Genomic DNA, 25,796 nt, shown 5'->3' with positions numbered 1-25,796 from the left:
CCCTCCGGCCCCGGATTATCGCTTCGCCTGTTCGTACCACTCGTTGACTTCTTGCGTGATTTGATCCCCGCCGAGCTTTTTCCAATCCTCTACGAACCGGTCGAAGGTGTCGATGGATTCGCCTAAAATAATCTTGACGAAAACCTCGTTTTGCATTTTTTCGAGCGTCGTCTTGCGCTCGACCATCGTCGGGGTCGGAGCGCCGACGAATTTTTCCTGCAGGAATTGGTCGTTTTTATCGTATTGGTCGGCGATTCCCATGGAGCCCTGTTCCCCGTAAATCCGTTCCCAGCCCCATAGCGCAAAGCCTTCGGATGAGCCCGATTCGTAAGCCTCCAGTTTTTCCTGGATCGTCTTGGCCTCTCCGGTTAACTTCGAGAAGTCGCCGGCCTTGCGCGCCGCATCGATTTCCCGGAACGCATCCACGTTCTTCATGACCGGATACGGCGTGACCGGAGACAGCTGCCATACGCTTTCGGCTTCCGGCGGCGCAAAGTATTTATCGAATTCGGCGGTTTCCCCCCAGTTTTTCTCGAGATGCAGATTGAACATTTTGATGACGGCTTCCGGATGTGCCGCATCCTTCTTGACGGCGAAGAATCGGGTGGTGCTGAATTTGAGCGGCACCTTCGGTGCTTCCCCCGATTCGGATACGATCGGGAACGCTTGCCACTGCGCATTCGGATCGTTATCGCGGTTCAGCTGAAGCGGCCAGATGGAATTCCACTGCTCGCCGTACTCCATACCGATCTTGCCGGCCGAGATTTGCTCCGAAACCTTGCCTCCGTCTTTGATACCGAACTCTTGGTCGATCTGTCCGTTTTTGGACATCTCTTGCAAAACCTGAAGCGCTTTTTTCACTTCCGGCTGGATGCTCCCAAAGACGAGCTTGCCGGAGTCATCCTCGATCCAAATGTTAGGGTAGGCATTATAGCCGGCCATAAATCCCTCAAGCCCCATCGCGCCCCCCCATAAATCCTTCGTAACGCCAAGTCCGTACGTATCCTGCACACCATTCCCGTCCGGTTCGTTCTCCGTAAACGCTTTCGATATGGCCAGCACGTCAGCCATCGTTTTCGGCGGCGCAAGTCCCAGCTTCTCCAGCCAGTCCGTCCGGATCCAGATGTACATGGAACGCTCGATCGAGGATTCCAGTTGAGGAATTGCCATCAGCTTTCCGTCGAACGTAGCGGCGTCAAAAGCACTCGTCCCTTCTTGAAGCAGCACTTCCTTCGTCATCGGGGAAGCGTATGTTTCGTAAAGTTCCGTCATATCCATGATTTGGTCCGAATCCGCCAATTGCTTGAGCTGGGTGGCGTTGACCGGAATCACGTCCGGAAGGTCGCCCGAAGCCAGCGTCACGTTAATTTTCTGCAGGTATTGGTCGGAGGTTGGACTGCCTTTGACCACCCATTTGTACTTGACTTTGATGCCAAGCTCCTGCTCATACAATTGCGTCCATCGATTGTTGTCGATCGTTTCATCTTTAAGCACGCCCAGCACGTTATTTTCCACGACGTCGCTAAGATCCCTTACGAACGATACCTCGATTGGCGGATCATATTTGCCGAAAGGGCCGTCATTTGCTACGGTGCTTGGATCGGTCTTGGCCGTTTCGTTCGAGCTGCCGCTGCCGGACCCGCTGCCTCCGCAGGCCGAGAGCAGGAGTGACGCCATGAATAATACGGATATCGCTCTCCGCCATACTGAATTCCTTTTTTGCATTTGCATCCCCCGTTCCAATGGATTCATCATCTGTACTTGGTTACGCTTTCATTATCACCGACCTCCCTTTGTTCCAACAAGCCTCAACTCTTTACATCACTTCTCCGCTGTTTACCCTTATGCAATTTTGTACATGACAAAGCCCCGACTTCATGATTGAGGTCGAGGCTTCGCTGATCCGTAAAACAGCTTTTATTTTCTGTTCCTCTACTTAAACGTTTGTTGAAGCGTTAACCGAACTTCCCAAATCCTCCAGAGTATAAGCGTACCATCATCTGTTCTTTTTTTCGGCTGATGAAAAATAACGCTTAATTAATACCTTGTTTATTATTTGTTTAGTGTAATCTTCTTTCGACCATCTTTCGATTCAAAGATTACTTCCTTTTCATTCAGCCATTTAGGACGATCAAATCCTAATGCTCTCTCAGCATTTGGATATAAATCATGATCATAAACCGTAATTCCTACATCCTCTTCAGGCAGTCTTCTCATTAGAAAGGGAAACGACTTTTGATAAAATTCATATGAATAATGGCTTTCGCCTGAGGTTGCTACTCGATGCTTTATAATCAGAGCTTCCGTTCCTCTAGGGGAGTCCACGTAGTCGTATTCCCATTCCATAAATAAAAAAGCAATCAATCCGATAACCTATTAATAAAAAGAATAATATGACAATAGGCAGCCATATAATCTTCTTTTTAGATATTAATAACATTAAAGTTATTACTACTATATTAAATACGATAAAACTATTCCATCCCGAAGTATCAAAGATTAAGTAGTATTGTTTAAGACTTACTAATAGCAATGTTGCATCAACTATCAACGCAAGCATGAGCAAAAATAAACCGTATTTTTTACTTGTGCTTGTATCCACATCTTTCAACTAACGTCACCTCCGATGGACAAATTATAATAACAACCCCCTCCTCTCCAACATATTACCATTTTGGTAAATTCTATTACGAGGAAGTCTTTTTATTATGCATACATGCCCTTTAGTTTAACAAAGGCAGCCGATCACGATGACCGACTGCCTTCTTCTTTTTGATTGGCCCAACATTTCCCATTAGTTTATCATTTGTTAGCAAGTCATCATATCGTTGCACAACTGTCTCCTACTTGATTCGTCAGGATGGCGCTCGCGATAATGCTGAAGAGATGTTCAGCCCGTGACGCGGATGAGGGCTGATTGCTCAGCCACGCAGAGGTCACCAGAACTTACTGGTTGACCTCCTTTTTGTGTGGTTATAAGTTCTTGTCCCTCGACAGTATTCCTCCACACTCTATTTTGTTGTCACGTAGCAGATCTCTAATCGCCATTAAAGTTATTCGCATTGAAAATGGTTTAAATACAATTAATACAATATAATGATTATGAACTTTCATAAGAGGATTTAATTTCAAGGGTTGTTCATGTTAAGGGTGGTGAAAAATAGTTATGCGTAAAAAAGATAGGAACGTAACAGGTATTCTATTGGCCATAATTTACTGTGTTGTTCTTTTTGAGATTTTAATTGATGCACCCCCTGGTGAAGCTCCAAATAATCCGCCTTGGGCTTACGCAATGATTCCACTTGGAGCTGTTGTAATCACTTCTCTTTTTGATTTTGTGATCAAATTCGATTTCTTCAAAAAAAAGAAAAAGTGAATGGAGTGCACATGTATTGGATCTCACAACTTCTCCGACAGGGCCGGCCGCGATGCGGTTAGTCGGAGCGGATGCGTCCGCCTAATCCTGCTCCACTACCTATCTCCTTTTATTTTTAATGATAAATGATATGAAAATCTCTATCACTTGTTCGGGATTGAACATATAATTCTAAAATGGTCCTTTCGGTAAAACGATTGGATCTTTTTTTTACCATTTCTTTTTCTTATTTCCAAATAGGGCTAGCTTCAGCAAATAGGCTCCGTCTTTTTTGATAAAAGGAATGGTTGCAATTCCTAATACGACGATATAAATAGATGCAATCGTAAAACAAGTTGAGGTAATTTTAGAGTATTGGAACAAACTCGGAGTATCCGTAAAGTAGCAAATCAATTTCAAGATAGATATGTTCAAGGCTATGGAGACCAAAGCCACAAACCCTGAGAGTGTACGTTTTCCCTCATTTTCAAGTTTTTGGGCACGAAATATCATCGACCAGAATAAGGATGTCCATATATAATACAGAATAACAATCAAAAACCAAATAAACCATAAAAATGCTAAGATTAACAATAGTATGTTCCCCAACTCCTTCGGTGAAATCGTTGACAGGTTCATCTCCTACTAGGGTTATCATCCGCTACTCCTAGACCTTAAGTGTTTTCCTTTATCCAAGAACGCAACTTATCTGCATAGAAAGAGCGTTCATCTGGATCGGACTGAGAACCCATTGTCAGATAAAGTTGATCATTCTCATATCTAGGGTAAACATGGAGATGATAATGCCACACGTCTTGATTGCCAGCAGGTTCATTATGTTGCCGCGTAGATATTCCATCACATCCATATGTACTTTTCATTGCAAATGCTGTAAGCTGAGCCGCGCGGTGAATTTCCACAGCGTAATCCATAGGAAGTTCAAAGATGTTCTCGAAATGTTGATTAGGAACAACAAGAACATGCCCTTTATTGTTTGGCCACCATTTGCTCGCGATAAATGCCGTTACCTTTTCATTCTGATAGATGATTTCCCTTTGTTTTGTTCCCTGATTAGGTCGCTCGATACCCCAAATACGACAAAATGGACATTCGTATCCTTCGGGCTTATGTGAAAATGATGCTGTCATCTTTCTCACTCAACTCCTTTCATTTTTCTCCAAACAGCTATTAGACGCAGGCAGCTTCTGTCCGTTGCGTTATTGTTAGCAAAACGCGGCTTCCGATCCATCCGGCAGCCGCGTTGTAGTTATTTATCAAGCTAAGGTCACCCGTCCGTTAGTTCAACCTAAACTCCATTATTCTACACTTCGTTGTCATTCCAAATGATGTATAAACCGAATATGCAGAAGCATTGTTCTCCGATACCCCTAATTCAATACTATTGACTTTCAGGCTTCCTCCGAAATCAATAACATATTGCATAAGTCTCTTTCCAACGCCCTTATTTCTATACGTTTCGGAAACACATAAACTATTTTCATATAATAGCTTTCTCGCATTTACAAATGAATTTTCCGTTATGTCTTCTTCCTTCGTCACTACTAGTCCGATTATCTCTAAGCCTATGGTAGCAACAAAAATATGCTGTTTGGGATCAATTAGCTGGCTTAAGAAAAATTCCTTCCCGACTGGAGTTGAGTTTTCTTTATACAAATCGGGTCTTTCAAAAACGTGGAGATCATGAACCTGCCTAAACAAAGGTAGCAAAGACTCGTAGTCATCTTGGTGAGCGTTTCGGATAGATATATCCATATTTCTGGCCTCCAATATTTTAACATATTATATCATTTTTTATTTTCGGCTTTTTCTAATCTGCATTATTTCGAATATTTCAATGATATAAGGTAGTTGATCCCGATCTTCTTTGCCCTTTTCATAGGTATTTGCCTGCGTTTATATTCTTCAAAACCTAATTTAGAATAGAGTTTCATGGCTGGGATATTGGTATCAGCAACTTCTTCAATCAAGTAAGCCTCATAAGGTGTATCCTCAAGGATATGACGAATCATTTGAGAAGCAATACCTTCCCCCCTGAATTTGGCAGCTGTTCCTACGAATTCGATTGAGCCTACACCAGGTGAAGGATTAACAAAGGGAGTTTCAAATTCTTTTTTCAGGAAAATACCAGCTAAACTTCCTTTATAAAAGCCTAAATGTTTGCGAAGCTCCTTTGTATCAAGTTTAACCGAGAGTGAAGTTCCATCCGTGCAAGAAGCCATCCCGATCACTTGTCCCTTGTATAAAGCCACATAAAATTGATCCAGAGCGAACATATGAGCGAACGCTGCAGCAATCTTCTTAGGATCCTTGGAGAAAAACCCTAGCCATTGTGTGAATCCCTCTGCGAATATTTCAGATATCCCTCGCCTCACATCAAACTCGGCCTGATTAGCTTTAACCACGTTAATCATGGTTTGGTCACTCCCTTTCCTTAAATAGAAATGCGGTGAGGATAGATGGAGAGGGCATGGTAAAATTGCTCTTTAGTAATACTTTCATCTGAGCCAATCCCTGAATTGACGCATAAAAAAGTGCTGCCATTTCCTGCGCATCACCCGAGTGAAATTCCCCACGCTCTTGCCCCTTTCGAATGAGGTGTGCCGTAGAATCAAGCAGCCTGGCATTTACCTGGAGGATCTCTTCATAATGTTTCGAGGCTGTGGCGGCTCCAGCTAATAGAGATTGATTAATAAGGATCAGTAGATGGGTTAGTTCCTCCCCGCTGATCATGTCCGTGTAGACTTCGTCGACAAACTGTGACATCAACTTTTTAGGGGATTGGTCGGATTCAAAGAATGTAATATTGCGTTTCAATCCTGCAACCGCGTAAGCAACCAACTCATTAAATAACTGATCCTTGTTTTTGTAATGACGATACAGCAGCCCAATGCTAATGCCAGCTGTATCCGCAATATCTTGAACATTCGTCGAGCCAAAACCTTGATTAACAAATAAATGCATCGCGGCTGAATGGATTTTTTCCCTAGTAACATTGCGCATTTCTTCAAACTGTTCCTTGCTGCGTGGCAAACAGTTCCCCCCCCTTTTTTTAATGAATGAAATTTCACTCATTATATAATATTGAGAGCGAAACAACAAAGTTCAACTCCAAATTAGCGAAATCAACTTTTACTTATCTATCCGGTAACCGGCCTTTACGGCAATCGGGACAAGAACTTATACTGATAAAACAAAAAAGCCGCTAAAATAGCGACTTTCAAAAGGACCATCTCTTTTTAGCCTGGGATACTTTGTGCAGCTAAACTTCATGAATTCCGGGAGGTCGCAAGCTCTGCTTTCATCCGGACGGTGACGGAGGTACCTACACAGAGCTTCGACGAGACGCTCAGGCCATACCCCTCGCCAGAGTATAGCTTGATCCGCTCGTTCACGTTAAACAAGCCGTAGGAGCTTCCGTTGCCCGAATGATCGCCAGAGCCGACTCGCTCCTCCGTCAGCAGACGGCGGGACAGCTCCTCGTCCATGCCGATGCCGTTATCCGAAATCACGAAAACGATGTCACCTTGATCCAACTCCACAGTAATATTGATAAGTCCCTTCCGGTCCTTCACCTTACGTATGCCGTGCAGCAACGCGTTCTCGACAATCGGCTGCAAAATAAGCTTAGGCATACGATATGCTTCCAACTCATCCCCCGCTGCCACTTTGAAGTCGAACGAGCCGAAGAAGCGGCTCTGCTGAATTTCGAGATATACCTCTGCCAGCCTTAGCTCGTCCGTCACGCTTACGATGGTATTGCCTTTATTGAGACTCAGGCGGAAATACTTCGCGAGACTGTCAATCATCATGCTGATGTCGGTCGCGCCCTTACCGATGGCGATCCAGTTGATCGTATCCAGCGTATTGTAAAGGAAGTGTGGGTTGATCTGCGCCTGCAGCGCCGACAGTTGGGCTTCCCGTTCGCGAATCTCGGCTGTGTAGTTTTCTTCGACGAGCGTACGCACACGCAGGATCAGGTGGTCGACGCTTCGCTCCAGCATATGGAAGTCACCATTAACCGCCGGTAACTCATGTAGACCGTCAATCGCATCCTTGCCCTCCTTGCCTTCCTTCCGGATGACAGTGATCACGTGGTTGACGCGCCGATTCATTCCCCTCACGATAATCGCCAGAAGGACAAACGGAAGGATCAGGAACAACGCGACATATTCGATCAGCGAGCGCCACTCTGACCGCTTTGTCAGTCGCTGCGTAGCCGGCGACAGCTGGGATTCCGTTCCCTGGGCGACAAGCTTCCAGCCCGTCGGGTCAAGCGTCGTATACAACACATCGCTTTGTACATTGTTCAGCAGAAGCGACTCTGTTCCTTCCGCCCCCTCGTTCAGCGCATCCAGCATGTGAGGTTCAACCGCCGTGCCGATAAGCGCCGCATCAGGGTGATAAACGATTGCGCCATCCTCAGCAACAAGGTATACCGCTGTGCCCGGGGCGAACTGCAGCTCAGATAGAATAGTGGAGAGGATGTCTTGACGGACGTCGATCATGAGCACACCGGACACTTTGTCATAATCATCGGGATCCCGCAGCATACGCGCAGCAGATAATATCGTCTCATTGGGCGCACCGAGATACGACTCCTCATAAACGCCCGTCCATACGATTCCGCCGTTTCCATCGATGATGGAATGAAACCACGGTCTAACCATCAAGCTATCCAGCGTGAAGAAATTGATTCTCTCTTCCGCATACAGCTTAGATTTGTCCACGAACACCCGAACATGGAACACGTCAGCATTAGACTGTACGGTCTCGACCAAATACCTCAAATCCTCAATCACCTTGATCTGTGTACCGATGGACTGATCATCCGAATTAATCGATAAGTACGAATGCAGGTTTGCGTTCATGAAAGCGGCGTCGCTTATATCCTCGATGCGCTCCAGCCGGTAGGAGAGATTGCTCCCGGCCTGCTTAAGCGCTTGCTGCATCGTCCGGATGACCTCGCCCCTCAGAATATCCGCAGAACGCGCGTAATAGCCATACAAGAAAATGCCCGCCGGAAGCACAATGAGCAGCAGATACGCGATTAACCAAGAACGGGGGATCGAGAAACGGCGAATCGCCGCTGGCAGGCACAGCGGCGAAAGCAGGCCTGTTACAACGTTCCAGGCTCTACGCATGAGAATCCCGGTACGCGCTAGGTGTAACACCCGTCACCTTTTTGAAAAGCTTTGTGAAGTAACTGGGGTCGGTATATCCGATCGCGTAGCAAATATCATAGAACTTGTACTGCGGATCGCGCAGCAGATTCTTCGCTTTGTCCACTCGCACCTGGGTTAAATATTCGCCGACGGTTTGTCCCGTCTCTTGCTTAAACAGGAGACTGACGTACGTGGAAGACAAATAGACCGCCTTGCCGATATCGGCCACGGTAAGCCCGCCGTTAGCGTAGTTCTGATCGATATACCCGCGTACTCGCTCAATGACGTTTGCCACCTTGCCAGTCCGCTTCTCCCGGATGTGTTCGCTGACAGTCGCCAGATACGATTCGATCAGCCCCCGCAAATCCTTTAACGTCTCCTTCGCGTACAAAGCCTCCGTTAGCTCTGCTTCCATGATTTCCAGATCGGGGTCCCCCGCGCCAAGCTCCATGAGCAGCTGTCCAATCCCAAGCACCAGCTGCATGCACAGATTGCGGCCGTACTTCAGGCCGTCCGGGCGTGTGTAGGACAAGCTGGAAAAAATCATCTCCACGGCTTCGCTAATCTTGTCCTCATCGTCCGCCTTAAGTGCGGAGATCAGCTTCTCGTTAAGCTCAAAATCGTATCTGCGCATGGCGCCGTCCTCCGGCACCGCCCCCTCCAGACTGTCCATTGTGATGATACGGTTTTTGCCGAGGTACCACTTGTAATCGGCCGCTTCGCGGGCTTGCTTGTAAGCTGGCGCCAGTCCGGATAAGCCGCCTGCCAGATCGCTAATGCCGATCGTCACGCCGATCTTGAGCCAGCGCTCCAGATTGGAGCGAAGATCGCCGGCCAGCGCAAACAATGCCTCCGCCGCTTCGGTTGCTGAATCGCCGCCGGGCTCCGATCCCTGCAGCACGCCTACAAATTCGCCGGTACGATGCTCGAAGGCATACCCTCGCATATGCGTATCCAGCAGCTCCTCGTAGACGTTCAGCACCGAATACCACAGCAGCTGGCGGTCGCGCTCGGAACGGCTGGCCATCACATCGGCAAGATCATCCACGGAGACAACCATCACCCAATAGGAAGCGTCCACGGGCAAGTTCAGTCCCAGAAACGACACCCGCTCCGCCAATTCCGACTTCGGCGCACCCTCACTGATCATGGAGAGCAGGAACTTCTCACGCAGGAGCGGCATACCTTCCTTTAGTTTAACAAGCAGCTCCTGCTTATGAATCCGTTCGGAGCTCTCCGCGTCCAGATCGGTAACGACGCGTTCAATGACCGTACTCAGCTCCTGCAAATTAACCGGCTTGAATATATAGTCGACCGCGCTGACCTTCATCGCCGACTTGAGATAATCGGCGTCGTCGTGCCCGCTGACGAATATGATCTTAATGGAAGGATATTCGGCCGAGATACACTGCGACATTGTAATGCCGTCCATGGTCGGCATCCGCACATCCGTCAGTATAAGATCGGGCTGATCGCGGGTGATCATCTCGAGAGCCACGTCTCCGTCATCCGCTTCGCCCGCCACTTCAATTCCGTAAGCAGCCCAATCGAAATAAGTGCGCAGGCCCGCCCGGACCGCCGGTTCGTCATCCACGATAAGCAATCGATACATCGCCCGCCATCTCCCTTCTCCTAATTTATCGGCCTAACAGTCTAGCGTCTTGATTGGCAAGCTCGGCTTGCACCTTGTCGATGTCTACTTCGCGAACGGACACGCCGTCTTCGAGGGAGATCGCGGCCGCTATGCCCGCCGCTTGACCCAGCGCGTAACAAGTCGCTTGGACGCGCATCGAGGACATGGCGACATGCGTTGCGGAGATCGATCTGCCCGCAACGAGCAGGTTATCGATATCGCCTACAGGCACCATCGTGCGATACGGTATATCGTAGCCGTCCACGCGGCGCTCGTCGGTTGTCTTGCCCGCGTCCGGGCTATGAATATCGATCTCGTAATTTGTCTGGGCGACCACATCTGGGAAACGCGTACCGCTTACAACATCTTGTTCGGTCAACGTGTATAACCCTTCGATTTGATTGGTCTCCCTAACACCTGTCTGCGGAGCGATGTGTGCGATGGCGTATGTCTCGAAGCCCGTTCTCTGCAAATAATGCGCAATGGAGAACACCTGCTTAAGCGCTTCGGTCTCCGCGTAATTGACTTGCTCCATATCGGCTCCGTTCGCTTTGACGCGCGACATGTTAATGAGCAACACGCCGTCGTCGCGCTGCTTCCAATATAACCTTCGCCCCTGCGGCAGGTCGGATACCTCCTCGTAATAATAACAGCCTTCCGGAAGTATCTTCTCTACTGGCTTTCCCGTATCCTGCATCGTAAACATAAGTGTCATCGGCTGCGTGAGTCCATCAGACTCGCGGCCCGAGCGGTAAGGCACACCCGCGTCGATGGCTACTCGCGCGTCGCCCGTGCAATCGATGATGACATCACCTTCTATCGCTCTTAGGCCTTCGCGCGTCGATACGATAACCGCACCGATCCCGCTGCCGCTGCGTATCGTGCCAACGAATTCACAATGGAAGTAGACCGATACGCCTTCCTTTTTCATTTTGTCATTCAAGTATTGGCGTAGCAAAAATGGCGAATATTGCGGCGCGATCGATTCGTCGTGGCCGGCGGGCAGATAGTCGGCCAGCATCTCCTTGACGATCTCGCGGTAGATGCCGGTCACATTGCCGACAGGCATAAACACGCTTACGTTGGCAAGCGTCCCCATCCCGCCGAGCTGAGCGGACTTCTCCAGCAAGATCACTTGTTTGCCGCGTCTGGCCGCGCCAATGGCAGCGGCTGTCCCCGCAGGTCCGCCTCCGATGACGACGACGTCCGCCTTGGTATGGGTTTTCACGTGACGTTCGAACGAATACACTGCATTATTCATAGTGATCTCTCCCTTAGATAGAAGAAGCGGTGTGCGCAAAAAAGGATCACCACCGCTTATCCTGTTTTTATTTAGTCGTTGCGTACCAGTCATTAATTTCCTTTGAAGCCGCTTCCCCGCCCGCTGACATAAATTTGGATTGAAAGTCGGCAAGGCCGTCGATGGACTCCGCGCCGGCAATCAGTTTGACCGTGTAGTCGCCAACCATTGTGCTCAATTGCTGATTCGTCTTCGAATATTGCTGCATGTACGGAGCAAGACCGAGAACGTTTTTGATTTTCACTTCGGCAGGCTGCTCGTTGTTGAGGAAGTTAAACGCTTCGAACATAACCGGGTTTTTGCGAACGCGCGCTTGCCAGTATTGCGGATAGTTTTCTTCATCCGTGCCCGCCATGTAGTTATTAGCCAGGTTGCGCTCGTCGGTGAAGATCGGCTGGATTGGCTCGTATGCTCCGTCTACTATTTTATAATGCGTGCCTTCCACGCCGATCGCCATATTTTTGAACGTTTCCGGCTCCAGGCTTGCATTGATCCATTTGATCGCATCTTCCGGATGCGTTGATGCTTTCGGGATGTACGTCAGACGGTCAAATCCGGCGTTTGCCGCGAAGCCGGCTTCACCGTTAGGGCCCTTAAGCGCCGGCACGAAAGCGAATTTGGCCTCCGGCTTGGTCTTCGCAAGCGAATCCGAGATGGCCGGAATGTCCGCCCAGTGAACGACAATGGCGCCAGCCACGCCGCTTGCGAATTTCTCCTTCGCCGTAGCGTCCTTGTTGGCTACGAATTCTCGGTCGATCAATCCTTTCTCATACAGGTTGCCTACGTAAGCGACATAATCCTTAAATGCCGGGTCCATGACACGCGGCACGAGCTTGCCGTCTACGTCGTTCCATGTGTTGGCGATGCCGAACGCGCCTACGAGGTTGTCAATCATCGATTGGTCGCCCTTGATCGTAAGCGGCACATTGCGGTCGCCGTTGCCGCCTGGGTCCTTCTCCTTGAACTGCGTTAGAACGTTCGTCAGCTCTTCGGTCGTCGTCGGCATGGACAGACCCAGCTTGTCGAGCCAATCCGTACGAATAAGAATGGAGCTGTTGATATCGTACGTCACGGTTACCGGGAGTGCATATAGCTTGCCATTTACCTTAAGCGCTTCCAATGATTCCGGCTTTATAGCCGCCTTAATATTTGGGCCGAATTCGTCGATGAGCGGCGTCAGGTCGACGAGCGCACCCTTCTGCGCATAATCCGAATACAAGGCCATGTCGTTATAGGAAGTGACGATGTCATACGCTTCGCCGGAGGACATGATCAGGTTCAGCTTCTCCGCCCACTTGTCTTGAGGCAGCATATCGTATTGCACTTTGTAGCCCGTTTTTTCTTCGAGCAGCTTGGCTACCGGGTATGCATTGTATTCTTCGTTCTGCCATACGTTCAGTCGCTTTAAGACTGGCTTCTCCGCATCCGGTTTGGTCGTCGCTTCGTTGCCCGTGTTCGTTCCGTTGCCGGAACAAGCAGCCATCGTCATAACCAGAAGCGCAGACATGGCCATGACAGTCATAAGTTTCAATGCTTTTTTCATAATGAGACCCTCCTGCAATTAGTATAATCTATATCATTAATTTCCCCACAACGTCCCGATGACGGGGCGATACTCCGGTACCTGAAGTCATGCCATGACGTGCATCGCATTGCGGGTAAAGTTAATGCCTTCGGAAGCTGCCTTACATGGCCGCAATCACCCTTTAACGGAACCGATAAGCACGCCTTTGATAAAATATTTCTGCAGGAACGGATATACGAGCAGAATCGGGATCGTGGATGCGATGACCGTTGCTGACCGGACACCTTCCGCGGGCACGTTCATCAGATCGTCGGCCGTCTTATCAAGCGCCGAAGATGTATCGGCGTTCATGACGATGTCCTGCAGGTACAATTGCAACGGCTTCAGCGACGAGCTGTTGATGTACAGCATCGGGTTGAAGTAGTCGTTCCAGTAATAAACGGCATAAAACAGACCAATCGTCGCAAGCACGGGACCGCTTAGCGGCAAAATGATACGGAACAGAACCGTCAAATTGCTCGCGCCTTCGATCTTGGCGGATTCCTCCAGGCTGGCCGGCAAGCTCTCGAAATAACTCTTGATGACCAGCATGTTGAATACGCTGATGAGCGCCGGCAAAATGAGTGAGCCTAAATGGTTAATGAGGCCCAGCTCGCGGATGAGCAGATAGTTGGGGATGATTCCCCCGTTAAACATCATCGTGAAGATGAACAAAATGATAATGATGCCCATGCCGGGAAGCTCGCGCTTCGACAACGGGTAAGCGGTCAGCGCCGTAATGAGCAGCGACGCGAGGGTACCGATAACCGTAATCAGCACCGATATCCACAGCGAGTTTAGAAACTGGCTGTTCGTGACCACGAATTTCATCGTGTCGAGCTGAAACCCGACTGGGAAAATTCCGACCTGGCCCGAGAGGATGGCCCACTCCTCGCTGATCGACTTGGAAAATACGTTTACAAACGGAAGCAGTGTAATAAGCCCCATCGCAATAAGCACAACGTAGATAGAGCCATCCAGCATAACATCTTTGACGGTTTTCCTATACATGGTCGTTCCTCCTTTACCAGATGCTGCGATTCAGGAATTTGCGGCTGAGCATGTTGCCGATGACGATTAGCAGGAATCCGACCGCTGAATTGAATAGGCCAACCGCCGTACTGAAGCTGTAATCCTGCTGGCCGAGTCCCATCCGGTACACATAGGTGCCGATGACGTCCCCGGTCTCGTACACGAGCGGATTATACATGGTCAAAATCTGTTCCGTCCCCGCCTCCAGCAGGCTGCCGATCCGCAGGATGAACATCAACACGATGGTAGGCAGCATGCCCGGCAGCGAGATCGACCACATCTGTCTGATACGCCCCGCTCCGTCAATGGCTGCGGCTTCGTATTGCTCCTGTTCGATGCCCGCGATCGCGGCGATAAATACGATAGCGTTCCAGCCGATTTCCTTCCACCCGGCCGTGAAGACAACCAAGCTGCGGAACAGGCTGTTGTCAGTAAAAAACGAGATCGGCTCTCCGCCGAACGAACGGATGATTTCGTTCACGATGCCGCCGCTTGGTGACAGGATGTTGAGGAACAACCCCGAAATAATGACCCAGGAAAGAAAATGCGGCAAATAAATGATCGTCTGGATTGTCCGCTTGAAGAACATGCGCCGTACTTCATTGAGCATAAGCGCGATGACGATCGGAATCGGGAATAAAATCGTTATTTTGTACAAGCTGATTAGCAGCGTATTAACTAGCACTTGCAGGAATTCATCCGATTGCAGCAACCTTTCGAACTGCGCCATCCCTACCCACTCGCTGCCGGATATGCCGCCGAAGATGTTGAAATCCTGGAAGGCAATGATGATCCCGTACATCGGCGTGTATTTGAACAATAACAAAAACATCAGACCCGGTATAAGCAGCAAATACATATCCAAGTTGCCTCTAATCAGCTTCCAACGCCGTCGGCCGGCGTCTAGGAGGGTTCCTTCTCCTCCGCTGCGTTTGTTCACGATCTCCACCTACTTTTCTCTGTCTTGTCTCTTATTGTAGGGAAGGCGGCCCAGAGGGAGTAGAGGTCGATCCTTTTATTTCTGGTCTTTTCCGACACAGTTTTTGGGAATGGACCAGGGACTTTAGCGGCACCGGCAGCTTCGCGTGTCACTTATGAGACGAAGTTAGAGGCGGTACGCCTTCACCTAGTAGAAGGGTGTACCTATCGCAAGATCATGGAGCGGTTTGGGATTGCTGACAGACATCGTCTAAAAGTATGGATGAAGAAGTATAAGGAACTGGGCGAGTTTGGACTTGTGGATCAGCGGGGGCGACGTAAGGAATATATCGACCAGAACAGATACGTACAAGCGCTCGAACGGGAGATCAAAATATTAAAAAAGTGCTTGGAAATCTGGATGCAGGAGATGAAACGTATAGATATCTAACGATAGAGAAGGCTGCCAAAGACTACCCGGTCAGCACACTCTGTAAGATCTTTGGTGTCTCCAGAAGTGGTTACTACGCTTTTTTAAAGCGAAAGAAACTAGATCGCGATCGAGAAGATAAAGCGCTCGTGATGAAGGTTTATAAGCACTACAATGGTGTTTACGGTTACCGCCAGCTCCAGTTGTTCTTGCTGCAAGACCATGGGGTCTGGATGAATCATATGAAAGTGCTTCGGCTCATGCAGGTGTTAGGTATACGCTCTCGTATTCGACGGAAGCATCGTTGTAACTACGTTTTTTCTACTGAAGGACGCGTAGCTAAAAATTTATTGAAACGGGATTTCCAAGCAGAGGCGCCCAACCAGAAATGGGTTACCGATATCACGCAATACCGTGTAGGGGAATTCTGGCTGTATCTGTCCGCCATAAAAGATTTGTTCAATAATGAAATTATTGCCTACCAAACAAGTTATCGAAATGACAATGAGCTGGTACTCCAAACGTTCCAACAGTTGGGACCATCGGGAGGTTGTCTAGATCGACGCGGTATTCCCTACCGGTTGCCCGTTTTTCAAGAAGTAATGGCTCAAGCCGGGATCCCCTTGGACAAACTCAAAAAAATCATTTTAACCCACCATGACTTGGACCATATCGGAGGGTTGACGGAGCTTCTGAATGCCATACCGCACAAAATCGACATACTTGCCACCGAAGAGGAAAAACCTTATATCCAGGGAGAGAAGCCGCATCTGAAGATAACCCCTGCACTCATCGACCGGTTTCGCGCCGCTCTGCCAATAGAAAGACGGGATGCAGTCCTTCATTTATTAGAACATCCGCCGACAGCCAAAGTGGATCAAAACGTAACCGACGGGGAGGAACTCCCCTTATTTGGAGGGATCGAGGTCATTCATACGCCGGGACATACCCCCGGACATATCAGCCTCTATCTGAAGCAGCACAAGCTTCTTATTGCCGGAGACGCCATGATGATCGATAACGGGCGTTTTGTGGAACCCGACAACTGCGTAGATGTGGATTTGGCAAAATCCTCGCTGAAAAAATTACTCCCTTATGACATCCAGACCGTCATCTGTTTGCTCCGGCTGCTTGACCGCTGCCGTATTGATCCCGATCTTATCCGCTCCCGCCCGCAGAATCCGCTCCAATCAGCTTTTCGAATTACAAAATCGTCAAACATCGCAAAAACTAGTATTAAACTAACGGCAAAACAGAAACAGCGGCAGCTTTGGACGAGAAAATTAAGTCCTAAAACTGCCGCTGTTTTATGGGGCTATCGTTGCACGTTAGCTAAATTCAATATAGGTATGGCCGCAAAAAAGTTGTTGAGCTCAAGTATGCCAGATTACACCTCAAACGGATAACGGCCATTTCCGTCGCATTAAACGGAAATGGCCTGTATGATGGTACCGAGGTACCTGTGCCGTCAGCTTGCCTTCGCAATTTTTGTGCTGCGAACCGATGCCGTAGCGTATACGACGAGCGCTGTCCAAATGAGTGCGAAGCCGATGAGTAAAACCGGCGAGACCGATTCCTTGAACACGAATATGCTCAGTAACAGCATGATCGTCGGCCCGATGTACTGTACGAAGCCAAGCGTGGACAGCGTCATCCGGGCGGCCGCCCGCGCAAAGAAGAGCAGCGGCAGTGCCGTAACCACGCCGGAGAGAAGTAGCTCGACGAACATAGGCGCAGGCAGCGTCCATGCCGTCGTCTTTCCCACGACGGCCAAATAGATCCAGTAGCCGAGCGCGACGGGCAGGACTACTGCCGTCTCTGACAACAAGCCCACAGAAGCGTCTTGAGCGATCTTCTTCTTCGCGAGACCGTACAAGCCAAACGACACGGCCAGCGAAATAGCGACCCACGGGAACCGACCGTAGTCGATGGCGATGATGAGCACCGCGGCACCAGCGATGGCAATCGCTAACCATTGGCCGCGGTTTGGCTTCTCACGAAGAAAAACGACCGCTAATAGTACGTTGAGCAACGGGTTCAAATAATAGCCGAGACTTGTCTCGACAACATGGCCGTTGTTGACCGCCCAGATGAAGATGAGCCAATTAGCAGCGATCAGTAGTCCGCTGGCGGCAAGCGACATCAAGAGCGAACGACTAGCCGCAATCCTCTTTATGTCACCCCAGCGGCGCTGGAGGGCGACGAGAATACCCATGAAGACGAATGACCAGACAACCCGATGTGATAGAATTTCGCCTGCCGGCACATCGTCAAACAACTTCCAATAAAGCGGGAGAACTCCCCACATGATATACGCGATAATAGCGTTAACCAACCCACTGTTCATAATTAGTTCCCCTCTTCTCACTCCGATGCCTTATCGAATTATACGCCTCGATCCTCGCTTAAGTAAAGGAAATAATGGGCCAGCTTGCAGGCATTCACGCTCTTGTCCGGCTGCCGTTGTATTAGCTATAGTCCTCCCGTTAGCTTAGTTAAGCCGCATAGAGTGCGACTTTCAAGGATTGTTATATTATCTCCGCAGACACAGCTCCCGGCTAAACATGCGTAAGCTTATCCGGGTTTCTAACGACATAGATTCTGTCAAACTTTCCACGTCGGTGTTGTAAAAATATAACGGCTGCTGTTCTGCCCTCAGCGCGTAGTACGATACCTGTCTCACCGTTCAAAGGGCTAAACTCGGCGTGTACGCTGCCCTGAGACTTTAGCGCATGGAGCGCCCCGGCTAAGATTAGGGCCACTTGATCGCGAGTCTGTATTGGAGAAGTAGCCGCGACTACCTTTCCACCTCCGTCGGTAACGAGGATGACATCTTCACTCAGTAGGGACAGTACGTGATCGACGTTCCCTTGCTCAAGGGATGTGAGGAATCGGCTAACCCAATCCAAATCGACTGCTTCGGCGGCGACCTGCTCTTCCTCGGATATTCCCAACTTGCTTCTTGCCCGGCTCACCAGCATACGGCAATTCGTTACTCGCTTGCCGAGTAGTTCGGCTATTTCGGGATATTCGAATCCAAGTGCCTCACGCAAGACGAACGCCGCCCGTTCTGTCGGAGTCAACCGCTCAAGCAATACTAGCATGGCGTACGATAGCATATCCCGACGGACGACCTTATCGACCATATCCTCCTCCGGTGTCCGAATCGGTTCGGGAAGCCAGGGGCCGACGTACACTTCCCTCTTTCTCCGAGCCGACTTCTGCAGATCAAGACAGCGATTGGTTACCATTTTGCACAAATACGCTCTCGGCTCCTTCAATCGCTCGGGCTGAATGTCGCACGCCTTAAAAAACACATCCTGCACCGCATCCTCAGCATCTGCTGTAGAACCTGTCAATTGATACGCCAGCGTGAACAGAAGCGCTTTATATTGATCAAACAATTCCTCCATACACATTCTCACCTTTTCCGGATTGCAAATAATAATGCCCGCTTCCCATGCAACATTGCTCAATTTTCTCGCAGGCTCACCATTACAGGAAAGCTTCGGAGTGATCGGTCACCCACTGTTGGAAGGTGCGAGGTGCCCGGCCGGTTACTTCTTCCATTGTAGGAAGCACTTTAGAGAATCGTTGACCTTGTTTAGACAGATCAAAGAGAGCTTCCACCATTTCCGGAGGCATATGTCGAAGTAACTGTTCACGTGCGAGATCGTCTGTGATCGATTCAAACCCGATTTCTCGCCCCAAAACCTCGCCAAGTATTCGCATTTGTTGCCGACGAGTTAGCGATTCTGGTCCGGTTAACGTATAAACCTTCCCTTCATGTCCGTCAGTGCTTAGCGCTTTTGCGGCGACGGCAGCAGTGTCCCGCGAATCGATCACTGGAATGCTGAGGTCGCCAAACGGTACCCGGACAACCCCCTCGGACCTGATCGAATCTGTCCATCGGAGCGCATCGGTCATGAAGCCGCTCGGCCGCAGGATTGTCCAGGATGCGCCCGATTCCCGGACTGCCTGCTCGGCATTTAAGTGAAGTCGCGCAATGGCATTTTGTACCCCAACTTCAACGGTTGCCGCTGAGAGCAATACGACATGCCGAACCCCGGACTGCCGGGCGATCCGCGGGAAGTTAAAGTCGGCGGCTAGCGGTAACATCCAAAATACTTTTTCCACGCCGTCAAATGCGGATAAAAGTGACTCCGGCTTCGTTAGATCTCCGGCCACCCCCTCAACTTCTACAGGAAAATTCGCCTTCTCGGGATCACGGGTGACCGCCCGCACCCTATAACCGTCCTGGTGCAGCAACCGCACCACTTCACGGCCTACAGAGCCTGTGGCACCTGTAACTAAGATCATATATATTTCTCATCCTTTGCTATTCTTTGTAGGTTAGGTCGATAGATCACTATACCGCCTGAGATGGCGGTATAGTGTGATGCTTGTAGTGCATTAAAATCCAGATGCTACTTTTGCTGCTTCAGTCAATCCGGTTTCAATGATTTGCTGGGCGCGGTCTTGGAATTGATTGTGGCCTTCTACGACAACCGTTTCAATCGTTGTGATTCCCCAAAAACCGAGCATGCTTTTTACGTAATTAACCGACATCTCCTTTTCAGCCAGCGGGCCTTCCGAGTAAACGCTGCCACGTGCGTTAAGGAGCACCACTTTCTTTTCACTTTGCAATCCTACCGGACCTTGTGCTGTGTATTTGAATGTTTTCCGCGGTTGGCTAAGATAAGACAGGTAGGTGAGCAATTGAGCCGGAATCGTAAAATTCCAAAGCGGGAACGCGATTACGACTTTATCTGCTGCGATAAATTGATCTGTGTAGCGATTAGCGATTTGGACTGCTTTTTGTTCCTCGGCCGTTAGTTCACCGCCGCTGGCAAGCTTGATAATGCCCGAAAACATTTCGCCATTGTAATAAGGCAGCTCCACTTCGAATAGGTCCAATTCCGTAATATTGTCGCCCGGGTTTTTCGCCCGGTAAGCATTTACGAAAGCGTCGTAGAGCTTTATGCTGACGGATTGATCACGATCATTAGCTTTAATGAATAGTACATCTGCCATTTATATTCCCTCCTGGTTTTTCTGGAGAATTTTCCTGCTCTTGAAATTAGGATGATGACAGTATCAAGGTAAGAGATGCTAGCTCTCTCCGAAATCAACTCATGTCAAACCGCTCATTCTTCCTCAACTCCCTGTTCCGTTATGCACATATAACGATGCAGGGCTCTGATTTGTAACATCGAGATCGAATCACTTATGAGCAATCTCGACGTTTATGACTGCAAATTCTTGTCTCCATTTCGGGGCTCAAATAAGCGACAGACGTGGATTCAGCTAGACTAACAGTCATCGAATAATCTGTAATTGAGCGGGATTTTGCTATTTTTTTCTGCCACCTTCTACTTATTCATTTTACCTTCTAGTGCTAGCCATGTACCTAATCCAAGCAGTGTAACTCCACTTATTGTTTGCTGCCACCAAAGAGCAACTTTGTTTCTGGATAAAAAATTACCGAACAAACTTGCAATGAGTGCTACTGAAATATCAACCGTTAGTCCAATAATGCCTAATATTATGCCTAAAATGATAAATTGACTATTTATATTAGAAGTATCCGGATTTATAAATTGTGGAATGAATGTTAAGAAGAATAAAGCCACTTTAGGATTAAAAATATCCGTTAACGCTCCTTCCCAAAATGCTTTATATATACTAACTCTTATATTATTTGATGTAACATGAATTCCCTCTCTATTTCTCAGCGTTTGAATGCCCAAATAGAGTAAATAAATTGCACCCATGTACTTAATTATTAAGAAGGCCCAAACTGATGTCATTAATATCGCTGAGAGGCCAAGAACCGCTAAAAGGATATGTACTAACGTTCCCATTTGAATACCAATGGCTGTTGCAATCCCATGCCTGCGCCCCTGTGAAATACTCCGGCTGATAACAAATGCCATATCCGGACCCGGGGTGATACAAACTATAAATGCCGCTAATATAAATGCAGGCAAAAGAGAATAGTCTAGAAAATCAAACAAATTCGCACATCCTTTAAAAAGTTAATTAAATACTTGCCAATGTAATTATACGAGAGTCAAATATTCATATAGTCGTCTCTTTCGACCTTACTCACCCGCAAGCCGAACCTTGCATACCACTCGCTCTTTCCTTTGTCTTGAGCCACCCTGTGCAGGGAGTTCTCCTTCCATGCCTTGATCGCCTCGAGCGATTCCCAATAAGAGACAGTAATCCCAACTCCATCCGTACCCCGAACGCTTTCGACTCCAAGAAAACCCGGCTGCTTCGAAGCCAGATCGACCATTTTATCTCCCATCTTCCCGTACCCTCTGTTCTCGCCTTCGGACATTTCTGAAGTGAATATGACCGCATAATACGGCGGTGCCGGTGTCTTTGCAATAGCTCCCATCCTTGTTCCCCCTTATCATGAATTTAATTTGAATTATATCGAGCCTCTTACAATAAATAAAATGAATGTTTAAAATGGTTATAATGATTATTTCTCATGACAGGAGTGCTCAACATGACCTTGGCGAAGTACGAAATTCTCGGGAAAGTGGTCGAGACCGGGAATCTGACCAGAGCGGCGGAGCAGCTGAACTTAACCCAGTCGGCGGTGAGCCGTGCCATCATTAGTCTGGAGCAGGAATTGGGTATCAAAATCCTCGCCCGGGGCCGGTCAGGCGTCCGGCTGTCCCATGATGGAGAACGGCTGTGGGGATATATGAAGGAAATGCTTCATTTACAGAAAAAAATGCTGCAGGAAGCGGATCAGATCAAAGGGCTGATGAGTGGCACGGTTACGATCGGCACGTTTACGAGCATATTTCATTGGCTGCCGGATATTCTTAACCGTTTTCAGCAGAAGTACCCATTAATAGAAATCAGGCTGCTTGACGGGCATTATCACGATATCGAGCGCTGGATCGCCGATGGGACTGCAGATTTTGGATTCGTGAATATGCCTTGTTCACATGGTCTGGAAACCACAATGCTCATAAGGGATCAGATGATGTGCATTTTACCGGCTGGTCATGAATACAGCATGAAATCTGCGATATCGCTGCAGGATATTGCGGATGAACCGTTTATTATGCCCGCTAAAGGATGCGATACAGTTGTGAGAACATGGTTTGACGAACAACGCGCGGTTCCGAGCGTCCGGTTCGAGATTGAGGACGATCATGCCATTATGGCGATCGTGCGAAGCGGACTCGGCGTCAGCATCCTGCCGGAGACGATCCTTGCCTCGGCTCCTTCAGGTCTGGTCGCCCGTCCGCTATCCCCGGAAGCTTCGAGGTCGATTGCTTTAGCCGCAGTTTCCTTTAAGAAATGTTCCCCCGCGGCAGCGAAGGCGATATCTTGTATTGTGGAGATGATGGGGGCGCATTCCGCGTCTTACTAGTAAAGTCAAAAAGTCCGTTCGCTGTGATCCCAGGTTAGGGATGTCATGGCCTTAAAATATTCGTTGTTCTCCAGCGCTTCCTTAATGTGGGGGTTTGCTCTTCGATCAGGTTGTACTGCGTGATGATCACCCCCTGTTGTCCGAACCTCAGCAAGTCCGGCTGCGAGAAACGGTCTACCCATGGAATAAGCCTTGTACAAGTCCGGATCGTCGCTCGGCGTAAGTGAGATTTGTCGATTTTTGGCCGAGCCGGTGGCCTGTTGTAGGTATTTTGACCCATGCGCTCTTTACCTCGTTCAAGGCTAACGCCAGCAGAATCAGGATCGGAAAACCGACGATCAATTGATAGAACGAAATAATACAAAAAAGCCGCTAAAATAGCGACTTTCAATGGATTTATTTACCATTTTCTTTTCTTCCTATTTCCAAATAGGGCCAGCTTCAGCAAATAGGTACCGTCTCTTTTGATAAAAGGAATGGTTGCAATTCCTACTACAACGATATAAATAAATGCCGCCGTAAAACAAGCTGAGGTAATTTCAGAGTATTTGAACAATCTCGGAGTATCCGTAAAGTAGCATATGATCTTCAAGATAAATATGTTCGGGGCTGTGGAGACCATGAAGACAAAACCTGAGTGAGTACGTCTCCCCTCATTTTCAAGTTTTTGGGCACGAAATATCAACGACCACACTTCTGTATGAATATTAACGGCTTCTATGGTCTTTTTCAAATTCATAATTATCCTTAGTTTCTTTCAACATTATCCATCCTACTAATCTTTTTTCGCTGTACTGCCCTAATCTCTTGTCGTTTCACTAAAGCAAAAAGCGATAAGAAATAATACCTCATCGCTTTATTAGTATAATCTCGTGTAATCAAAACCCACCAACTAGGGTGGGTTTAATGCTTGGTTCATTGCAATATCGGCCTCATAGAGGCTAGCGAATGCGCTCTCCCGCCACTACCGTCTTCACTACCACAAAACTCTTTTTCAGAATTTTACAATATGGGATGATGATTTTATACAAAGGAAAGCAAAAGATTGTCTGCATTCAACATGGTTAATATGATGATGAACACAAGAAACACAACGGGTGTCACCGTTTTGCCGAACTGATCTTTAACCCTTATATGCGCAAGGACCGCTACCAGCATCGTAATTCCAAGCCAAATCCCGGCCCATGCGACCGCCCCCTCAACCCAGTAGCCGATGATAAGCACGATGGCACCTACTAACTGGACTAATCCGGTGACGATACGAAACCACTGAGGCAGTCTAAGCGTGTTGAAAATATCGACCCAATATTTTGCGCCTATGACTTTTGCAGAGCCCGAAAAGAGGTAGTACAGGATCAATAAACTTTGAAGTACAATCGAAAATATGGTCATGAGGTACCCTCCCTTTATTTTACCGGTCTATTAACAGCTTTTGAGCTGTCCGACCATGTTCACCAACCTTAAACCACTCCTTCAACTCCCGAAAAAAAGGATCAAAAATGTTCTCATACGATCAACTCCTGAATTGTTTTGTGTGATACAATTTGGCCACCTGTTGAAAGTATAGAGGAATTGCGGATTGCGGGATTGTAAGATTCGAACATCTTTTTGTACATAATTGCCATCCTGTAACTCGTAGAAAAAGAAAAAAACCACAACGAATTGTGGCTAATGATCCTTAAACTATTCAAGTTGACATGTATTCTCTTGGAGAAAACCCTGTAATTCGCTTAAAATGACGATTCAGATGGCTTTGGTCGGTAAATCCGAGCATCACTGCAACCTCTCCTACTGTAAATTCACGGCTCTTGATTAACGTCTTAGCTTTATCAATCCTTAAGTGTAAGAAGTATTGATAAGGACTTAGTCCCGTCGTTTGTTTAAACATTCGAATCAAATGTGTCTGACTTAAATTGACCAGTTTAGCCAATTCTTCAAGCGAAATATCCCGATCAAAATGGACATTCATATACTCAATGGCTCTTGCCAGCTGTTGTTCCGATAATTTTCTCGAAACATAAAGCTGCTTATGAGGGGAAGTTTTATTCATCTCCAACAGGTGAAGGGCCATCAGATTGGATAATGATTCGACGTATAACTTCCCTCTTGCTCCGTTGTTAGTGATTTCATCTTCTAACCATTGACTTAATTGAAATAGTTTCGAATCATATAAAGATATTTTGTTTGTTAATTCATCTTGACCTACAAATTCCAAGTCAGCTTGAGTTGCCACTTGATGAACCAATGAAGGAGACAGCATAATACAACTAAAAGAAGCCTCCACTTTCTCCAACCTAAAGTATTCTAAATTGCCTGGTATGAATAAAGCGGTCTCACCCACTCTCGCCACTCTCTCGTTGTCACGCCCTTCGAAACGAGACACCGCCTTAATTGGTTCTGGGGTTGAATTTACGGTAATCAAATAATAAGGCATGGATTCAACGTAGCTTTCCTGAGGGGCAACTTTATTCCACTTAACGTATTGAATGTGTTTCCATTCCAGATGATGGCTATTTAATACCGGCATGCCATCTATCATATAACTTACCGTCATGTCGATTCCCCTTCTCAATGGCTCAGCCAATCCAGGATTTACTACAATTATAACCCATTGCTGAAAAGTTGAGTACTGGATTTCCTATCATGACTTTGGGACTAACATTGGAGTTGTTCAATGGATATTCGCAGCTTTTATGCCGGAAAAAAAGCCGCGAATAGCGACTTTTAATGGGACCTTGCTTATGTCCATCGGCATCATTTTATTGGCATTTTCACCTCACAGCCTCAATGCCACCAACCATTTATTCCGTTATTCTCTTATTGCTTCATGTTCGTTCGGAATTAATTCATACAAGGCACCTACTTCACAACCGATGGAATCAGCGATCGATATGGCAATTTTGAGTGGCATCACTCTTTTGTTTTGACGGATTGTCAAACCAAGTGCGACAGTTCCTCTGTGAAAGATTCGTGAGCAGT

Annotated in this window: 24 protein-coding genes and 2 pseudogenes; 4 read left to right on the top strand and 22 right to left on the bottom strand. The window is 47.9% G+C overall.

The annotated features are described in order from the left end of the window. Positions 1–15: 15 nt before the first annotated feature. Together DP091_RS19190 and DP091_RS19185 are read right to left on the bottom strand one after the other, a co-directional pair. Positions 16–1,725, bottom strand: coding sequence for an extracellular solute-binding protein (locus DP091_RS19190; RefSeq protein WP_113059959.1), 1,710 nt, complete (start codon positions 1,723–1,725; stop codon positions 16–18). 327 nt (positions 1,726–2,052) lie between these two features. Beyond that, positions 2,053–2,325 (bottom strand): hypothetical protein, encoded by a 273-nt coding sequence (locus DP091_RS19185; RefSeq protein WP_113059806.1) that lies wholly within the window; start codon positions 2,323–2,325, stop codon positions 2,053–2,055. Between the two features lie 841 nt (positions 2,326–3,166). Here DP091_RS19185 and DP091_RS19175 point away from each other — a divergent pair. Further along, positions 3,167–3,376, top strand: a complete 210-nt coding sequence (locus DP091_RS19175) for a hypothetical protein (RefSeq protein ID WP_071219080.1) — start codon at positions 3,167–3,169, stop codon at positions 3,374–3,376. 653 nt (positions 3,377–4,029) lie between these two features. Here the strand turns inward: DP091_RS19175 and DP091_RS19165 are convergent. The 10 genes from DP091_RS19165 to DP091_RS19120 all read right to left on the bottom strand — a co-directional run bounded on the left by DP091_RS19165 (position 4,030) and on the right by DP091_RS19120 (position 15,007). Beyond that, positions 4,030–4,503, bottom strand: a complete 474-nt coding sequence (locus DP091_RS19165; RefSeq protein ID WP_113059803.1) for an HIT family protein — start codon at positions 4,501–4,503, stop codon at positions 4,030–4,032. Positions 4,504–4,651: 148 nt separating this feature from the next. Then, the gene (locus DP091_RS19160; protein ID WP_113059802.1) at positions 4,652–5,128 is read right to left on the bottom strand and encodes a GNAT family N-acetyltransferase; all 477 of its coding nucleotides are present in this window, start codon (positions 5,126–5,128) and stop codon (positions 4,652–4,654) included. 65 nt (positions 5,129–5,193) lie between these two features. Further along, positions 5,194–5,787 (bottom strand): GNAT family N-acetyltransferase, encoded by a 594-nt coding sequence (locus DP091_RS19155; protein WP_113059801.1) that lies wholly within the window; start codon positions 5,785–5,787, stop codon positions 5,194–5,196. Positions 5,788–5,794: 7 nt separating this feature from the next. Next, the gene (locus DP091_RS19150) at positions 5,795–6,406 is read right to left on the bottom strand and encodes a TetR/AcrR family transcriptional regulator (protein ID WP_113059800.1); all 612 of its coding nucleotides are present in this window, start codon (positions 6,404–6,406) and stop codon (positions 5,795–5,797) included. A 236-nt stretch (positions 6,407–6,642) separates the two neighbouring features. Then, entirely contained in the window at positions 6,643–8,517 is a 1,875-nt protein-coding gene (locus DP091_RS19145; protein ID WP_113059799.1) for a cache domain-containing sensor histidine kinase, read from the bottom strand. Then, positions 8,510–10,150 (bottom strand): response regulator, encoded by a 1,641-nt coding sequence (locus DP091_RS19140; protein WP_113059798.1) that lies wholly within the window; start codon positions 10,148–10,150, stop codon positions 8,510–8,512. Before DP091_RS19140 ends, DP091_RS19145 begins: the two co-directional genes overlap by 8 nt. Positions 10,151–10,175: 25 nt before the next feature. Then, complete coding sequence (locus DP091_RS19135; protein ID WP_113059797.1) at positions 10,176–11,432, bottom strand: FAD-dependent oxidoreductase; 1,257 nt, start codon at positions 11,430–11,432, stop codon at positions 10,176–10,178. 67 nt (positions 11,433–11,499) lie between these two features. Then, entirely contained in the window at positions 11,500–13,014 is a 1,515-nt protein-coding gene (locus tag DP091_RS19130) for an extracellular solute-binding protein (RefSeq protein ID WP_113059796.1), read from the bottom strand. A 156-nt stretch (positions 13,015–13,170) separates the two neighbouring features. After that, positions 13,171–14,046 (bottom strand): carbohydrate ABC transporter permease, encoded by an 876-nt coding sequence (locus tag DP091_RS19125; RefSeq protein WP_113059795.1) that lies wholly within the window; start codon positions 14,044–14,046, stop codon positions 13,171–13,173. Positions 14,047–14,059: 13 nt separating this feature from the next. After that, positions 14,060–15,007: an ABC transporter permease gene (locus DP091_RS19120; RefSeq protein ID WP_113059794.1), complete on the bottom strand. Its 948-nt coding sequence runs from the start codon at positions 15,005–15,007 to the stop codon at positions 14,060–14,062. 69 nt (positions 15,008–15,076) lie between these two features. Between DP091_RS19120 and DP091_RS19115 the strand changes: the two genes are divergently transcribed. Both DP091_RS19115 and DP091_RS19110 read left to right on the top strand, forming a co-directional pair. Continuing rightward, the gene (locus DP091_RS19115) at positions 15,077–15,436 is read left to right on the top strand and encodes a helix-turn-helix domain-containing protein (RefSeq protein WP_306438127.1); all 360 of its coding nucleotides are present in this window, start codon (positions 15,077–15,079) and stop codon (positions 15,434–15,436) included. Further along, positions 15,391–16,467, top strand: a pseudogene (locus tag DP091_RS19110) (IS3 family transposase); the annotation flags it as partial. The gene DP091_RS19115 and the pseudogene DP091_RS19110, both read left to right, overlap by 46 nt. 54 nt (positions 16,468–16,521) lie before the next feature. On the opposite strand, the pseudogene DP091_RS32385 reads toward DP091_RS19110, so the two are convergent. The 7 genes and pseudogenes from DP091_RS32385 to DP091_RS19080 form a co-directional block, all read right to left on the bottom strand. After that, positions 16,522–16,605, bottom strand: a pseudogene (locus tag DP091_RS32385) (imidazole glycerol phosphate synthase subunit HisF); the annotation flags it as partial. Between the two features lie 278 nt (positions 16,606–16,883). Further along, positions 16,884–17,762: an EamA family transporter RarD gene (rarD, locus tag DP091_RS19105; RefSeq protein WP_113059791.1), complete on the bottom strand. Its 879-nt coding sequence runs from the start codon at positions 17,760–17,762 to the stop codon at positions 16,884–16,886. A gap of 211 nt (positions 17,763–17,973) precedes the next feature. Next, positions 17,974–18,828 (bottom strand): RNA polymerase sigma factor SigJ, encoded by an 855-nt coding sequence (gene sigJ / locus DP091_RS19100; protein ID WP_113059790.1) that lies wholly within the window; start codon positions 18,826–18,828, stop codon positions 17,974–17,976. 82 nt (positions 18,829–18,910) lie between these two features. After that, complete coding sequence (locus DP091_RS19095) at positions 18,911–19,735, bottom strand: SDR family oxidoreductase (RefSeq protein ID WP_113059789.1); 825 nt, start codon at positions 19,733–19,735, stop codon at positions 18,911–18,913. 93 nt (positions 19,736–19,828) lie between these two features. Then, positions 19,829–20,449 carry an FMN-dependent NADH-azoreductase gene (locus DP091_RS19090; RefSeq protein ID WP_113059788.1) on the bottom strand — a complete coding sequence of 207 codons (621 nt, stop codon included), beginning with the start codon at positions 20,447–20,449 and terminating at the stop codon, positions 19,829–19,831. A gap of 338 nt (positions 20,450–20,787) precedes the next feature. After that, positions 20,788–21,432: a LysE family translocator gene (locus tag DP091_RS19085; RefSeq protein ID WP_113059787.1), complete on the bottom strand. Its 645-nt coding sequence runs from the start codon at positions 21,430–21,432 to the stop codon at positions 20,788–20,790. 56 nt (positions 21,433–21,488) lie between these two features. Continuing rightward, positions 21,489–21,821 (bottom strand): antibiotic biosynthesis monooxygenase family protein, encoded by a 333-nt coding sequence (locus DP091_RS19080; RefSeq protein ID WP_113059786.1) that lies wholly within the window; start codon positions 21,819–21,821, stop codon positions 21,489–21,491. Between the two features lie 114 nt (positions 21,822–21,935). Here DP091_RS19080 and DP091_RS19075 point away from each other — a divergent pair, with 114 nt between their 5' ends. Then, positions 21,936–22,817, top strand: coding sequence for a LysR family transcriptional regulator (locus DP091_RS19075; protein ID WP_113059785.1), 882 nt, complete (start codon positions 21,936–21,938; stop codon positions 22,815–22,817). A gap of 400 nt (positions 22,818–23,217) precedes the next feature. On the opposite strand, the gene DP091_RS19070 is transcribed toward DP091_RS19075, so the two are convergent. The 3 genes from DP091_RS19070 to DP091_RS19060 form a co-directional block, all read right to left on the bottom strand. Next, positions 23,218–23,550 carry a hypothetical protein gene (locus tag DP091_RS19070; RefSeq protein WP_146747012.1) on the bottom strand — a complete coding sequence of 111 codons (333 nt, stop codon included), beginning with the start codon at positions 23,548–23,550 and terminating at the stop codon, positions 23,218–23,220. 290 nt (positions 23,551–23,840) lie between these two features. Continuing rightward, a complete protein-coding gene (locus DP091_RS19065) occupies positions 23,841–24,209 on the bottom strand; it encodes a DoxX family protein (RefSeq protein ID WP_113059783.1) in 369 nt (122 codons plus the stop codon). A 295-nt stretch (positions 24,210–24,504) separates the two neighbouring features. Continuing rightward, positions 24,505–25,371, bottom strand: coding sequence for a helix-turn-helix domain-containing protein (locus DP091_RS19060; RefSeq protein ID WP_199341199.1), 867 nt, complete (start codon positions 25,369–25,371; stop codon positions 24,505–24,507). Positions 25,372–25,796: the final 425 nt, after the last annotated feature.

It is taken from the genome of Paenibacillus sp. MDMC362 (assembly GCF_003269305.1).
GTDB lineage: Bacteria > Bacillota > Bacilli > Paenibacillales > Paenibacillaceae > Paenibacillus_AQ.
This window is presented reverse-complemented; position numbering and strand designations above follow the sequence as displayed.

Bases quoted from the DNA above. Each gene is read 5' to 3' on its own strand.
- DP091_RS19160 (WP_113059802.1), bottom strand. From the start codon at position 5,128: ATGGATATATCTATCCGAAACGCTCACCAAGATGACTACGAGTCTTTG.
- DP091_RS19080 (WP_113059786.1), bottom strand. From the start codon at position 21,821: ATGGGAGCTATTGCAAAGACACCGGCACCGCCGTATTATGCGGTCATA.
- DP091_RS19175 (WP_071219080.1), top strand. From the start codon at position 3,167: ATGCGTAAAAAAGATAGGAACGTAACAGGTATTCTATTGGCCATAATT.
- DP091_RS19135 (WP_113059797.1), bottom strand. From the start codon at position 11,432: ATGAATAATGCAGTGTATTCGTTCGAACGTCACGTGAAAACCCATACC.
- sigJ (WP_113059790.1), bottom strand. From the start codon at position 18,828: ATGGAGGAATTGTTTGATCAATATAAAGCGCTTCTGTTCACGCTGGCG.
- DP091_RS19125 (WP_113059795.1), bottom strand. From the start codon at position 14,046: ATGTATAGGAAAACCGTCAAAGATGTTATGCTGGATGGCTCTATCTAC.
- DP091_RS19075 (WP_113059785.1), top strand. From the start codon at position 21,936: ATGACCTTGGCGAAGTACGAAATTCTCGGGAAAGTGGTCGAGACCGGG.
- DP091_RS19140 (WP_113059798.1), bottom strand. From the start codon at position 10,150: ATGTATCGATTGCTTATCGTGGATGACGAACCGGCGGTCCGGGCGGGC.
- DP091_RS19090 (WP_113059788.1), bottom strand. From the start codon at position 20,449: ATGGCAGATGTACTATTCATTAAAGCTAATGATCGTGATCAATCCGTC.
- DP091_RS19190 (WP_113059959.1), bottom strand. From the start codon at position 1,725: ATGCAAAAAAGGAATTCAGTATGGCGGAGAGCGATATCCGTATTATTC.
- DP091_RS19060 (WP_199341199.1), bottom strand. From the start codon at position 25,371: ATGACGGTAAGTTATATGATAGATGGCATGCCGGTATTAAATAGCCAT.
- rarD (WP_113059791.1), bottom strand. From the start codon at position 17,762: ATGAACAGTGGGTTGGTTAACGCTATTATCGCGTATATCATGTGGGGA.
- DP091_RS19155 (WP_113059801.1), bottom strand. From the start codon at position 5,787: ATGATTAACGTGGTTAAAGCTAATCAGGCCGAGTTTGATGTGAGGCGA.
- DP091_RS19130 (WP_113059796.1), bottom strand. From the start codon at position 13,014: ATGAAAAAAGCATTGAAACTTATGACTGTCATGGCCATGTCTGCGCTT.
- DP091_RS19145 (WP_113059799.1), bottom strand. From the start codon at position 8,517: ATGCGTAGAGCCTGGAACGTTGTAACAGGCCTGCTTTCGCCGCTGTGC.
- DP091_RS19165 (WP_113059803.1), bottom strand. From the start codon at position 4,503: ATGACAGCATCATTTTCACATAAGCCCGAAGGATACGAATGTCCATTT.
- DP091_RS19065 (WP_113059783.1), bottom strand. From the start codon at position 24,209: ATGACCATATTTTCGATTGTACTTCAAAGTTTATTGATCCTGTACTAC.
- DP091_RS19095 (WP_113059789.1), bottom strand. From the start codon at position 19,735: ATGATCTTAGTTACAGGTGCCACAGGCTCTGTAGGCCGTGAAGTGGTG.